At 37.9% G+C, this 13,581-nt stretch carries 11 protein-coding genes; 4 read left to right on the top strand and 7 right to left on the bottom strand.

Features of this window, described 5'->3' with window-relative positions:
* The first annotated feature begins 305 nt into the window (after positions 1 to 305).
* On the top strand, positions 306 to 1,931 hold the full coding sequence (locus LOS73_RS09420) for a DUF342 domain-containing protein (protein WP_007379024.1): 1,626 nt from the start codon (positions 306 to 308) through the stop codon (positions 1,929 to 1,931).
* On the opposite strand, the gene rnt is transcribed toward LOS73_RS09420, so the two are convergent.
* Complete coding sequence (gene rnt / locus LOS73_RS09415) at positions 1,915 to 2,607, bottom strand: ribonuclease T (protein ID WP_008137071.1); 693 nt, start codon at positions 2,605 to 2,607, stop codon at positions 1,915 to 1,917. The genes LOS73_RS09420 and rnt overlap by 17 nt on opposite strands.
* A 207-nt stretch (positions 2,608 to 2,814) precedes the next feature.
* Between rnt and LOS73_RS09410 the strand changes: the two genes are divergently transcribed.
* Positions 2,815 to 3,693, top strand: coding sequence for a flagellar protein MotY (locus LOS73_RS09410; protein WP_007379022.1), 879 nt, complete (start codon positions 2,815 to 2,817; stop codon positions 3,691 to 3,693).
* Positions 3,694 to 3,724: 31 nt separating this feature from the next.
* Here LOS73_RS09410 and LOS73_RS09405 read toward each other — a convergent pair whose 3' ends face one another.
* The gene (locus tag LOS73_RS09405) at positions 3,725 to 4,606 is read right to left on the bottom strand and encodes a DMT family transporter (protein WP_033016020.1); all 882 of its coding nucleotides are present in this window, start codon (positions 4,604 to 4,606) and stop codon (positions 3,725 to 3,727) included.
* Positions 4,607 to 4,821: 215 nt separating this feature from the next.
* Here LOS73_RS09405 and LOS73_RS09400 point away from each other — a divergent pair, with 215 nt between their 5' ends.
* A complete protein-coding gene (locus LOS73_RS09400; RefSeq protein WP_457934881.1) occupies positions 4,822 to 6,027 on the top strand; it encodes an aromatic amino acid transport family protein in 1,206 nt (401 codons plus the stop codon).
* An 80-nt stretch (positions 6,028 to 6,107) separates the two neighbouring features.
* Here the strand turns inward: LOS73_RS09400 and LOS73_RS09395 are convergent, their stop codons facing one another.
* The 4 genes from LOS73_RS09395 to LOS73_RS09380 all read right to left on the bottom strand — a co-directional run bounded on the left by LOS73_RS09395 (position 6,108) and on the right by LOS73_RS09380 (position 10,049).
* Positions 6,108 to 7,298: an amino acid aminotransferase gene (locus tag LOS73_RS09395; protein ID WP_033040268.1), complete on the bottom strand. Its 1,191-nt coding sequence runs from the start codon at positions 7,296 to 7,298 to the stop codon at positions 6,108 to 6,110.
* Positions 7,299 to 7,378: 80 nt separating this feature from the next.
* Positions 7,379 to 8,038 (bottom strand): GAF domain-containing protein, encoded by a 660-nt coding sequence (locus tag LOS73_RS09390; RefSeq protein WP_008135709.1) that lies wholly within the window; start codon positions 8,036 to 8,038, stop codon positions 7,379 to 7,381.
* A gap of 56 nt (positions 8,039 to 8,094) precedes the next feature.
* Positions 8,095 to 9,744 carry a fused response regulator/phosphatase gene (locus tag LOS73_RS09385; RefSeq protein WP_007378349.1) on the bottom strand — a complete coding sequence of 550 codons (1,650 nt, stop codon included), beginning with the start codon at positions 9,742 to 9,744 and terminating at the stop codon, positions 8,095 to 8,097.
* The gene (locus LOS73_RS09380) at positions 9,744 to 10,049 is read right to left on the bottom strand and encodes an STAS domain-containing protein (RefSeq protein WP_007378350.1); all 306 of its coding nucleotides are present in this window, start codon (positions 10,047 to 10,049) and stop codon (positions 9,744 to 9,746) included. The genes LOS73_RS09385 and LOS73_RS09380 overlap by 1 nt, the downstream gene beginning before the upstream one ends.
* Before the next feature lie 135 nt (positions 10,050 to 10,184).
* On the opposite strand from LOS73_RS09380, the gene LOS73_RS09375 reads away from it, so the two are divergent.
* Positions 10,185 to 10,514, top strand: coding sequence for a stress response translation initiation inhibitor YciH (locus tag LOS73_RS09375; RefSeq protein ID WP_457934880.1), 330 nt, complete (start codon positions 10,185 to 10,187; stop codon positions 10,512 to 10,514).
* Between the two features lie 12 nt (positions 10,515 to 10,526).
* On the opposite strand, the gene LOS73_RS09370 is transcribed toward LOS73_RS09375, so the two are convergent.
* A complete protein-coding gene (locus LOS73_RS09370; protein WP_007378352.1) occupies positions 10,527 to 13,547 on the bottom strand; it encodes a bifunctional diguanylate cyclase/phosphodiesterase in 3,021 nt (1,006 codons plus the stop codon).
* Positions 13,548 to 13,581: the final 34 nt, after the last annotated feature.

Below are 13,581 nucleotides of genomic sequence, written 5' to 3'. Positions count from 1 at the left end.
CATTTATGCTACGTTATCGCCTATCTATGGGGAACAACCGCACAGCATAGGCTTTGCCTTGCATAAAAACCAAATACACTTCGGCAAATTTAACTTCAAAAAATAAACAGCCCCTCATACTAACTGCCTATTAAATAATCATATTTTTATAAATAGCTGCATAGTTAAACAACATTTACTTAACACGAGACTCTAGTTGTGCTCCAATAGAGTGCTGGCTTTTTTGATCGGATTAAAAATGCACCTTAAAGCAATAAAAAATATAACAATTATAATAACAGGCACATTAAGTAGGGAATAAATAAATGTCGGTTTTTTCATTTAATGAAGAAACGGGGTACTTATCTTTAATAGCACACCCTGTTGATAGTGGTTTTCCAATAACTGCAACGCAGTTAATTGAACTGCTAGAACAATCTGACTACTGTGATTTTGACGTTATTTCGGCCAACATTGGTAAACTTTTTTCTCAAAGCAAAGATTATAAAGAAGAGTCGTTAATTATTGCTCAGGCTGTAAATGCAACTGTTGTTATTAATATCGATGAAAAAGGCATGGTAGCAGAAGCAACCATTACCACTACAAAAGGTGGTTTATTATTATCGATGGAAGGTGCGCAAAAAGCACTGGCTGATGCCGGTGTTAAAAAAGGAATAAGCCCTCGCGCGCTTGATTCCTTTTTAGGTCAACAGTTTGAACAACCAGCTGGAAGCTCTTACAGTGCAATAATTGCTCACGGACGTAACCCTAAAGATGGCAAAGATGCTAGATTTGTCCGTTTATGCTCAACAGCCCAAGATCGTGTGCTTAGCCCTCAAGCAACTCAAGGGGGTAAGGTTGATATGAAAAACCTTGGCGCAATCATCACGGTAAAACCTGGTACACCTCTTATGCAGCGCATACCCGCCACTCGCGGTGAAGATGGCTACACTATATTTGGTGAAATTATTCCTGCAACACCAGGAAAAGAGCACCAATTACAACCTTTCGAAGGGACTAAAATAGACCCCAACAACCCAGATATACTTATTGCAGATTGTAAAGGTGTACCCGTTGCTTTGCCTCGCGGTATGCGTGTAGATGATGTTTTATGCTTTGATAACATTGATGTAAGTACTGGCCATGTCGATTTTGACGGTAGCGTAATAATCAGCGGTGATATAAAAGACGGTATGCATGTTAAAGCAAACGGCGATATTACCGTTATAGGGTTTGTAGAATCAGGTATTGTTGAGAGCAAAAGTGCTGTAACAATTATGCAGGGGGCTATTGGTCGAAAACGCGAAAACAATGAAGCATTTACATGTCATATTACAGCTTTGCGTACTATTTCAATTGGCTACGCTCAATATTGTAATATAAAAACAGAACAAGATTTATTTATTGAACGCCAAGCACTGCATTGTGATATGAGTGCAAGGCGGTTAATACGCGTTGGTAAAGCAGATAAACCTCGCGGTAAAATTATTGGTGGCAATATTTTAGACGCTATGCGTATTGAAACCGGCGAACTCGGTGCACCAGCGGGAACAAAAACTCGTGTGCTTTTAGCACAAAACTGGTTTGAACTTCGTGACAAGCAGATCCAAATTGCTGATTTTGAAAAAGTGCTTGCAACTAAAGTAACTGCTTTAAAACAAGCTCGTAAAAAAGCGGGACAAGTTGCAGAGCCCACTCAGCGTCAGCAGTTATTGAATAAAATAACCGAAAATGAACAACATATAAAAGCACGTACAGAGCATGTTAATCGTCAAAAATTGTTGATTAAGCGAAAAATCACGCAATTGCTTTCAAGTTGCCGCTTAAAAGTGAATGAGTTAATGCACCCAGGGGTAGAACTTAAAATAGCAAAAGATTCAAAACAGTTTTCGCGTATTTATCCACCCCATTTATTAAAACTAAATGAAGGAAAAATTACTCAGTCATTTTAGTTTCGGTGCCATCTTGTGTATCCACTTCGGCGTCACTATCATCTAGTGGCGCTAACGGCCAACCACCTAGTTGCTGCCAACGATTTACAATTAAACAATACAGCTCAGCGGTACGCTCGGTATCATAAAGTGCTGAATGTGCTTGGCTGTTATCAAATTCAATACCGGCAGCGCGGCATGCTTTAGCCAATACAGTTTGCCCTAACGCAAGTCCTGCAAGAGTGGTTGTATCAAAACTTACAAAGGGATGAAATGGTGTTCGTTTTATATTATTACGCTCTATAGCTGCATTTAAAAAGCCATGATCAAACGCTGCGTTGTGCGCCACAATAACAGAGCGTTGACACCCTGCTGCTTTTTGAGCTTTGCGTACCACTTTGCAAACTTCTTTAATAACGTCTTCTTCTGGCACTGCGCCGCGTAATGGCGAAAAGGGATCGATACCATTAAACTCAATTGCAGCTTGCTCTATGTTTGCGCCTTCAAATGGCTCTACATGAAAGTGTACGGTATGATCTATGCTGAGCAATCCTTCGTCATCCATTTTTAAAACTGAAACGGCAATTTCTAGTAAAGCGTCTGTATTTTTATTGAAGCCCGCTGTTTCAACATCAATTACAACCGGAAAAAAGCCACGAAAGCGTTTTGCGAAAAGTGTTTGCTCAGTATTTGCCATAGTATTCTTGGTTTATAGGTATAAGCCCACTATTATGTCAAAAGTGAGTACCTTTCGGCTAGTGCATTGCTAGATTAATTGCGCCTTAAATTGTAGGCATGTAATTTGCTTTAAAGTTTAAGCTAGCTAGGTGTTATTGACCTTGAAATATAATTACTCTGTATTTTGCCAAATTATTGGCATGAAAGATGTGTTGGAGCATGCCCCATGAAGTTTAAGTTGCTATTAATTAGCCTGAGTATCACCAGCGCACTATGCCACAGTAGTGCCTATGCTGCTATGCGCCAATATACAGCTAATCAAGATAACTCTAACTGGGAAGTGGTTAAAACAACAAGGCTACAATGCCAATTAAATCATGAAGTTCCTTACTATGGAGAGGCTATTTTTAAAGCTTCAGCAAGTAAAAACAAAAATCTCAGCTTTCATTTAGATATGGTTGTCAGGCCTGAAAATTATGACATAGCGGGTTTAAAAGCAGTCCCCCCTACTTGGCGTGCGGGCTTACCTACACGCGATATTGCCAATATGAAGTTACTCAAAAAGTTTGACGGTGAGCTAGACAATAAAACATCATGGGAAATGCTAACCGAACTTGAAAAGGGCTTTTACCCTACCTTTTACTATCAAGACTGGCAAAACAGTGCCGATAAAATTGCCGTTGGTATTTCAAGTGTTAATTTTAAACAGGCGTATTGGGCATTTTTACAGTGTCGAGATGAATTACTCCCTTATAGCTTTGAAGACATTTCATTTACCATTATGAATTATCAATCAAATAGCAGTAAGTTAACTAAATCTTCGCAGCAGCGTTTAGATAAGATTGCCGAGTATTTAAAAAACGATCCGAGTATTGAATCCATTAGCATTGATTCGTATACCGATAGCTATGGTGGACGTTGGAATAACCTTGACCTTTCACGCAAACGTGCAAAATCAATTAAAGATTACATGGTTAGTTTAGGTGTTGATGAAGCAAAAGTGCAAACAACTGGTTTAGGTGAAAAACGCTTTGTGGATACAAACGAAAATATTTTAGGGCGTAATAAAAACCGTCGTTTAGTTATCCAAATAGCTAAAATGTGATCACACTGAGGGCGCTTTTAGTCTTGGGTTTTTAATTTGTCGATTTCAAAAATTTGTCTCCAAATTGAAAAAAACCTAAACTAATCAAAATAATAACAGCGCCTATCAGCAACTCTCGACTAAGCATTTCATTATTTAGCCATGCACCTAACCCTAAAGCAAAACTGGGGGTAATTAAGGTAGTAAGTGCTACTGTACTTGCATTTAAGTTTTGTAAAACATGAAAGTAGGCAAGCGCACCGATCAGTGATCCAAACACGCCTAAATACCCAATAGCCCAAAGTGATTTTGCGCTCCAATTTGCAGTATTCAACTCTCCATCGAGTAACCACCACGCTATAAAAAATAGTGGCGTTACAAAAACTAAAGCACCAAAGGTGGTCGCCATTGGGTGAATTGCTATTTGTACTCGCTTTATCATTACCCCACTTAAGCTAAAAAAACACACAGCCATAAACACATAAAGTAGGCCTATACCTTGGGTTTGTGAGTGCTGCACTTGATTGTAACTAACAAAATATAAACCGATTAATGCACATGCCAGTGCCGTTAACTTAATTGGGCTAAATTTGGGTTCGTTTAGTAGTTGCTGAGCGAGTAATCCCGACAAAATCGGCGCTAGACCAAACATGAGTGAGATAATTCCTGAGGGAACCGTTTTGGCAGCCATATAGCTAAGTAACATGCCACCAAAAATACCAATGCTCGAATAAAAATAAAGCAAGCACGCATTTTTACTCCAAGGTACTCTAATATTCGTAATAGCAACTATTAAGCCGCCTATAAACAATCCCACAAGCATACGCATGAGGACTGCAAGTGTTGGCGATACGCTTTCGCTGCTCCACACTATCCCTAGCGGCGTTGTAGACCATATGAGAACCATTAAAAAATACGAAGCTTTAACAGGCACGTGCCATCCCTATGCTTTTTATAAATGAATATATTAAAGAATAAATTATACGCTCACTACTGTATTTTAGTACTTTTTAAACACTAAATGCCTTAATAAATACAGCTGTAAATTGTAAGTTACATTTTAATTGCAGCGTTTTATTATAAAACTATTTAAGTTTTAGGTAACTAGTTATATCGTGCATGTATATTAATAATAATTAAGGTAATTAAGTGCTTAAAAATAAAACAATAGGGAGCATGTTAATTGTTGCAGGAACCACTATTGGTGCCGGAATGCTAGCATTACCGATTGCTTCTGCCGGTCTTGGTTTTAATACCGCATTAGTGCTAATAGTCGCGAGCTGGATGTTAATGACTTACACAGCGTTGCTTATGTTAGAGCTTCATCAGTACGCACCACGTGATGCTACTTTAAATACTTTAGCTAAACTTTGGCTTGGAAAATGCGGGCAGTATGTGGCTAATTTTTCGATGATTTTCTTATTTTATGCACTTTGTGCCGCTTATATTGCAGGTGGCGGAGCACAGCTCCAAGAGCGTATAAATATAGGTTTAAGTGTGAATATAGCACCACAACTTGGTTCAATTGTATTGGCGGTCATAATTGCGAGCGTTGTAACACTAGGCACCAGTAAAGTAGATAAATTAAACAGGGTGTTATTTACAATAAAAATCATTGTACTTGCTAGCTTGTTCTATATGTTAACGCCCTACGTTCAAGGTAAGCACTTATTAGAGATGCCAGTAGAGCAAGGCTTAATATTGTCAGCGATCCCCGTTATATTTACCTCATTTGGCTTTCATGGCTCTATTCCTTCTATTGTTAAATACGTAGGCCTTGAAATAAAAGTACTGCGCAAAGTAATGATCGCGGGTGCTGCTCTGCCTTTAGTGATTTATATTTTTTGGCAATTACTGAGCCAAGGTATTATGAGCCAAACTGATTTACTCAACAGCCAAGGCCTTAATGGGTTTGTATCTAGCGTGGCAGGTATTGCGCATAATCCAAGCGTAGCCACCGCCGTTAAGTTATTTGCTGATTTAGCCCTTGCAACATCATTTTTAGGGGTGAGTTTAGGTTTATTCGACTTTTTTGCCGATGCATTTAAAAAAGGTGACAATAAAACAGACCGAATTAAAACAGCCTTAATTACGTTTATGCCGCCACTTGGCTTTGCATTATTTTATCCTCAAGGCTTTATTATGGCTTTAGGTTATGCAGCAATAGCACTTGTTGTTCTTGCTGTATTTTTACCCGTGGCAATGGTTTATAAACAGCGCCGTTCTTCTTCAGTCAAAGCGGGTTATAAAGTCCGTAGCGGAAATGTAGGACTTGGAATTGCAGCAGTGTGCGGAGTTACTATTATTACTGCGCAGTTTATGCAAATGGCGGGGCTAATTCCTGCTATCGGTTAAAGGTTACTGCTTTTTGTTTAAATTTAGATAATAAAAAACCGCACATCATTATGATGTGCGGTTTTTTATATTAACTGCGTTTATTTACAAACGTCAGCTACAGCATTTGAAAAGTATTCAATATTTGACTGGCTAATACCCGCAACATTTACGCGGCTTGAACCAACAATGTAAATACCGTATTCTTTTTGTAGGCGAGCAATTTGCTCTTTATTAATACCTAAGAAAGAAAACATACCGTTTTGACGTTCAATAAATGAGAAGTCTTGCGCAATATCTTTAGTTGCTAAGCTTTGTTTAATTAAGCTACGTAAACCGTTTATGCGGCTACGCATTTCATCAAGCTCAGAGTGCCATAATTGTGTAAGCTCTGTACTGCTTAAAATAGTATTAACAATATCAGCACCGTGTGCTGGCGGCATTGAGTAAATACTACGCACAACGCTTAGCATTACAGAGTTGGAAATATCTGCTGTTGCGCTGTCTTTTGCAACTAGTGAACATGCACCAATACGCTCGCGGTATAAGCCAAAGTTTTTAGAACATGAAGAACAAATAATTAGCTCTTCTACTGCATCAGCTAAAATACGTAAGCCACGTGCATCTTCTTCAAGTGAAGCACCAAAGCCTTGATATGCAATATCAACAAGTGGTGTAAAGCCAACTTCTTTTGCAAGTTCAGCAACTGTGTTCCACTGTGTTTCGTTTAAGTCCATACCGCTTGGGTTATGACAACATGCATGCACTAAAACCACATCACCTTTAGGCACTTGTTTAAGTGTGTTGATCATTTCATCAAACAGTAAGTCTTTATTTTCGTAATCGTAATACGGGTATTCTTTTACTGTTAAGCCTGCCGCTTCAAACAAGCTAATATGGTTAGCCCATGTTGGATTAGTTACCCAAACAGTCGCGTCTGTATTACAACGCTTAATAAATTCAGCTGCAACACGAAGTGCACCCGTACCACCAGGAGCTTGCGCGGTACGTACGCGGTTAGCTAGTAATACTTGATGCTCACCTAATAGTAACTGCTCCATTTTTTGGCAGTAATCTAAGTTACCCGCTAAACCAATGTAAGATTTGCTCATTTCGTTTTCAAGACGAAACGCTTCAGCTTTTTTAACCGCTTTAAGAACCGGTGTATTGCCTTGCTCATCTTTGTAGACACCTACCCCTAAATCAATTTTATTAGGGTTTGTATCTTGTTTATAGGCCGCCATAAGGCCAAGAATAGGATCTGTTGGTAATGGTTTTAATACTGAGAACATTGGCTATCTCTTATCGTTATTTAGGGGTTAGCTGTTAGCCTAAGCTTAACATAAAAGCACATCACATTGACTAGTGTTATTTACACTAGAAAGTGAGGAATTTTAATACAACACGCAATTAAAACGGCAAGTGTCTTGTCATCAAAAAAGTCATTTTTAAAGGCTTCTGCATCTATAATCCCAACGCATTCATTTTGCGCGTTAAATAGAGGTAAGCAGGTTTCTGATTTAACTTTAGGGTCGCATGTGTAGTATTCACCACCTTGTGATAAATACGCCTCGACGTTATTGATAATACGACCATGGTGAGATAACGCTACCTGTACATTGTTGCTACCAGCAGCAAAAGCTTCTGTTAATGGAAACAACGGACGACTTGGCACCCCATGATAAGCCAATTTGAGTAATTGCTTACCTTCACTGGTATTGGTTGATTGATAAATACCATACCAGTCGACACCTGTTTGCTGCTCAATATAGCTTACAATACTTTGTAGACTAGCTAGCTTAAACTGTGTTTGCTCATCACTTTTAAGGTAGTCAGTTAATTTGAATGGCTCATCTTGTAGGTAACCAAATAAACTACACGCACCGCCCTCGCCAAGCTCAGGTATTTGATACTCCCAACGCACATCAGGCAAAATTGTGTTTGTAAGATGCAACTCAAGCTTTTCAAGCTCTGTTGAAATCAAAGTAGGATTTGCACTTAGTTGTGCTTGTTTTAGGTAAGAAGAAATCATTTAGCCATCCATACATCTAAAGTTTTCAGGATAATAGCATGGATATTTTTACAGAGCTAGCTCAACTTGTAACACATTTCTACCTGATTACCACTGGCATTGTAAGTTACTTTCTCGGCTATCTCTTTAAGTAATGACAAACCTCGGCCAAATTCACTATTCGTCGCAGAAAGTGCACTTTCACCACGATTAAAACCTCGACCCGAGTCGCAAATAATAAAATATAAACTTAATGTATCTGGGCAATAACGCATATCTATAATAATCATCGCATCTGACAACGCTGCGAGGGCTTTTTCTCTCATCTCATAGTATTTAAAAAAACCATCTTCTTGTAGTTTAATGTTTGAGTCTAAACCCAATACGCCATGGTCAAGTGAATTATTATAAGCTTCAGAAAGTAATAAAAATATATTTGAACGATGATCTTTTAATCCGCCTACCCCGCTTAAAATATTAACTAAATCGTATACGGGATCGGTTTGCTTTATTTGCTTAGCATTTAAACTTAGCGACAAATTAAATGCTAACGTTGAAAACGTCTCTCTAACCTGCTCTTGCGAAGCAAGAGGCAAACAATTAAGTAAAACAATACTGACATCATCTTGTTGCTCGCTCCCATCCGCAAACTCACTCACATATCCAACTATGTTTTCACAGCTAACCATGGGTTTGCTTTTTAACGTTTCTAAAAAGCGTTCTTCACCAAAAAAAACATCATTTTTATTAGTTGTTTCTATAATCCCATCTGTTGCAAATGCTAAACGAGTTTCATGATCTGTTTCAAAATGAATAACTTCGTGCTCAAACTCATCTTCATCTAAAATACCTAATGCCATATGTTGAGATTCAAGAACTTGCTTAACATCACCATTTTGATCAATTAAATACGCATCTGGTAATCCGCCTAACCATGCCGATATGCTTTTCCCAGAAGAACTAAGCTCTATAATTGTTGCCGCACAAAACATATGACCAGGTAGTAAGTTATAAAGTAACGTATTAATTTCAGAGGCGACGTCGTTCACAGCCATACCTTTACTTACCATTCTATAAAAGGCACGCGAGGCAGGTAATGCACCAATAGCAGCAGCTAAACCATGCCCCGTAAAATCGCCAAGCATACAGTAAAGGTTACCAATGGGGCTTTGTGCAACTAAAAACATGTCTCCATTAAACATAGATGCAGGTGATAGGTTGAAATCGAGGTGGTCTTTAAATTTATCTTGATTTTCGAGTGAGTTATTAAAAATATGTTCAATAATCTCATGCTCTCTTTCGTTTTGGTTGTGATGATATTGAAGAAGTTCTTTTTGTTGATTGGCTTTTTTACTTAATTGGCGAGTGCGGCTGTGCGCTTTAATTTTTGCATGCAAAATAACTTTTTCAAAAGGCTTTTGAATAAAGTCATCTCCGCCAACTTCTAAACAGCGCTCAAAACTACCTTGATCATCCAAAGAAGTAATAAAAATAATCGGTAGGTAAACTTCATCAAAGCGTTGTTTTATTTTTTGAGCTGCTTCAAAGCCATCCATTACAGGCATTATTACATCAAGTAAAATAATATCTATATCTTGTGTTTCAAGCACTTTTAATGCTTCAAGACCGTTATACGCCATCGATATTTTGTAGCCGTCCTCCTCAAGCATCTTACTTAATAAGATTCGGTTAAGCGCCTGATCATCAACAATAAGCACATGGATCATCAGCAAATATCAAACTTTTTATCAAAGCGCGAAATTTGTAATATTTTTCGTAACTGTGGCTGACAATTACTTATCTCAATTGTACCTACTTGGCTTTCTATTGTTTTTTTCATATTAAGTAACATGCCTAATGCCGAGCTATCCATGTACTCTGTTTCTCTTAAATCAACAATTACTTTTACTATATTTGCATTTATTTGAGCGTAAGCTTGTCGAAAAGATTGCACTAAATTAAAGTCAAACTTACCCTTAATTTGTATTGTTAAGGTCGTTCCATCTGCTGATGTGCTCTTAGTTAAGTTCATATATGGGTTCCAATAATATTTCCTTTAAACTAAATATAACCTGTTAAAACTAATTAGCAAAAAGAAAAACACACTAGCGCAAATTTGTTATCATTTGAGCCATTGTTTAATTCATTTTATCTATGTAGGTTAGGTATGAGTGATAATCACTTAGTATATTCGACGGATTCTGGGCGCATTAGTCAGCCTAAACCAGAAAAAGAAAGTACCGGAAAAATTTTTAAAGATGGTTTTTTGCGTATTGAACGTCAAACAAAAAGACGTAAAGGCAAAGGAGTTATGCTGGTTGTTGGAATAGATGCAAAAGATCATGATTTAAAAAAGCTGGCCAAAACAATTAAAAGCAAAATGGGCCAAGGTGGGGCAGTTAAAGATGGCACTATTGAAGTTCAAGGTGATGATCGAGACAAGCTAAAAGCGATTCTCGAAGGCTTAAAATTTAAAGTGAAAATTGCGGGTGGCTAAACCCGCATTTTACTACTCACTTTGTAACGCTTCAAAGTCAGGTATATCCTTTAACCTATCAAACAATTTTGGTAACTCAGCCTCAGTAATTGGTGGGCTAAAATAATACCCTTGCACTATAAAACAATTATTATTTTGCAAAAATTGTATTTGTTCTATCGTCTCGACACCTTCAGCAACCACATTAAGTTTTAACTTTTGCGCCATTGCAATAATTGCAGCCGTGATTTCCATATCATTGCTATCCTCTGGAATGTCTTTTACGAATGAACGATCAATTTTTAATATGTCGACCGGGAATCGTTTTAAATAACTTAAAGACGAGTAACCTGTACCAAAATCATCTATAGAAATCGAAACACCTAATGCCTTAAGCTCATGCAACTGCGTTATTGCTGCTTCGACATTTCCCATTAGCATGCTTTCGGTTAATTCTAAATGCAGATGCTTAGCAGACACCCCTGATTTAATAATCATTTTACTAAGCATTGGTACTAAGCTAGCATCTTTAAATTGACGAGCAGATAAGTTAATCGAAATATTATTACTTCGGCCTTTCTCTTGTAATCTAACTGCAAAATCGCATGCTTCTTGAAGTACCCAAGCACCCAACTCAACAATTAAACCTGTTGCCTCGGCAATTGGTATAAACTTGGTAGGAGGAATAAGCCCCTCTGTTGGGTGAAACCACCTTAGCAAAGCTTCATAGCCAACAACATGCTGATTTCGGCTATCGACTTGTGGTTGATAGTAAACAGCAAATTGTTTTTCTTTCAATGCTTGTCGTAGTTCGTTTTCTATAAATAATCGCTCATTTGCCGCAGAGTCCAATTCTTGGCTATAAAAGTGAAATGTATTACGCCCTTTTGCTTTGGCTTCATACATGGCCAAGTCGGCATGTTTTAACAACTGATCTTCTTCAAGGCTGTCGTAAGGGGCCATTGTAATACCTATACTGGCACTAATAATAACTTCATTACTGCCAAGTTTTATAGGCACATTTAACGTTTTTTGAATCGTATTCGCAACATCGGTAGCATGCTCTTGATGCTCAATACCACTGAGTAAAACCGCAAACTCATCTCCGCCTAATCGAGCAATGGTATCTTCTGCTCTTAAACGTTTTTTGAGCCTATTTGCCACCTCTATTAACAACTGATCCCCAGCATCGTGCCCTAGTGTGTCGTTAATACGTTTAAACTCATCTAAATCGAAGTAAAATAGTGCAAAGGCATAATGCCCTCTTTCTGCAAGTGCCATCGATTTGCGTAACTGCATTCTAAAAAACGTTCTATTTGCTAAGCCAGTCAACGTGTCAAAATAAGCTAACTGCTCCATTTTACGCTGACTTTCTTTTACAAATGAAATATCTTGCGCAGACGCAACATAACTTGTTATTTTTCCACCGTCCTCGCGAATTGGAGAAACACTTAGCGAAACCCAAATGGGTTGTTTATCTAAAGCTTGAATAAGTGTATCACCACGCCAATAGTTACGACTTCTCAGATCAATGTCTATGTCTTCAACCAAAATGGCCATTTCGGAGGCAATAATACTTAACAATGGCGCTCTACTAAAGTGGCTTTCTTGATACCCTGTCATCTCAAGCATTTTAGGGTTTACATATTCTATAAAGAAGTTTTCATCGGTGATCACAACACCAGTCCCAGAAAATGCAACCGCTTTGGATAAACGATTAGCTGCTTTTTCTGCTATTTCTTTTTCTGTAATACGCATATTGAGGCCATCAATGAGTTTGCGTATTTCTACTGCCATATCTCTAAATGAGCCGTTCAATGTGCCAATTTCATCTTTATTTTCTTCAGGAAATTCAGTTGTTAACTTCCCTTGGCCAAAGTTTGTCACTGCATAAACTAAAGTATGAAGGCGACGAAGAACAAGCTGATAAAGTGCTTGATGTAGCAATAAAGCAACTAAAATCGCATATAGAATGAATAACCCAAAAAACTTAAGCTTCAGTTCTTGAAGAGCTGAGAGCGTCGATGAACGTTTTTTATAGACACCAATATACCAATCTAAACCTTCTACTTTACGGATATTAATAATATGCGCTTCACCATTTTGCTTAAATGAATTCGCGTATTCAGGTAACTTCCTTTTAGTTGCATCACTAATAATCGATTGTAGTTCTTGGTTAACAAAGTCGTAGGTTTTAAGTACTTTACCTTTACTCCCGTAACTGGCTAATAAGCTCGAACTTACTTCTGGGTGCGCTAACAACTGCCCTTTGCTATCAAATACTAATAAATGTTTTTCTTTGTCGCCCACAGGCAACTGAAATATAAGCGTATCAAGCGCAATATCATTGCCTGTTACACCTAAAAACTCATTATCGACATAAATCGGAACTAATAAACTAATAACCCATTTATGCCAAACTTTATCGTAGTAAACATTTGACCACGTTGGTTCACGGCTTGGGTTAGTTTTTCCTTGAACATAATTAAATGTAGGCCCTTTAGTGAACTTAAATCCGGCGGGTGCATTTAGTGCCCAATTAGGCGGAGATATCCGTATAAAGTTATCTTTAGTAATTAAGTAAAAATTAAAAAAATCATTAATAATTGTTGGGGAGATAATTCGCCATAATGATTCTGAGTCGTTAATTAATTGCTTATAAAAAGGTGAGTAACTCTCTTGCGGTAAATAAGCTGCTGATAAACCATCAGCAGACGCACTTCGGATTGTACCATCACTGTTAAACTGTAACTGAGACCTGTTTTTAAGATCAATTGAAACTTGTGTAGAGAACAGCTGCTCTGCAACAACTTTATTGGCCTGCTCTGCGGTATTAACTTTGCTTTTAATCAATCCATCAAATTGCTTAACAAGTAACTCTGTTGAACCTTTAAGTACTTCGTGCTCTTCAAAAACAAGTTGCTTTTCTTCTGACTTGAGCATTAAGGCAGCCGCACACACGCCCGCAATTAAACAAATTGCAGATATTAGCAATGATAATTTTACACTTAGTGAGTTAACACCAAAACGCGATGGAGGGCGTCGATACACCACAGGTCAACCTTATTAGTAATTGTTATTATTTTTA

The organism is Pseudoalteromonas sp. SCSIO 43210 (genome assembly GCF_054133285.1).
Note: the sequence above shows the minus strand (reverse complement) of the source record. Positions and strands in the feature narration are given on the sequence as shown.

Bases quoted from the DNA above. Each gene is read 5' to 3' on its own strand.
- LOS73_RS09420 (WP_007379024.1), top strand. From the start codon at position 306: ATGTCGGTTTTTTCATTTAATGAAGAAACGGGGTACTTATCTTTAATA.
- rnt (WP_008137071.1), bottom strand. From the start codon at position 2,607: ATGGCAAATACTGAGCAAACACTTTTCGCAAAACGCTTTCGTGGCTTT.
- LOS73_RS09410 (WP_007379022.1), top strand. From the start codon at position 2,815: ATGAAGTTTAAGTTGCTATTAATTAGCCTGAGTATCACCAGCGCACTA.
- LOS73_RS09395 (WP_033040268.1), bottom strand. From the start codon at position 7,298: ATGTTCTCAGTATTAAAACCATTACCAACAGATCCTATTCTTGGCCTT.
- LOS73_RS09390 (WP_008135709.1), bottom strand. From the start codon at position 8,038: ATGATTTCTTCTTACCTAAAACAAGCACAACTAAGTGCAAATCCTACT.
- LOS73_RS09385 (WP_007378349.1), bottom strand. From the start codon at position 9,744: ATGATCCATGTGCTTATTGTTGATGATCAGGCGCTTAACCGAATCTTA.
- LOS73_RS09380 (WP_007378350.1), bottom strand. From the start codon at position 10,049: ATGAACTTAACTAAGAGCACATCAGCAGATGGAACGACCTTAACAATA.
- LOS73_RS09375 (WP_457934880.1), top strand. From the start codon at position 10,185: ATGAGTGATAATCACTTAGTATATTCGACGGATTCTGGGCGCATTAGT.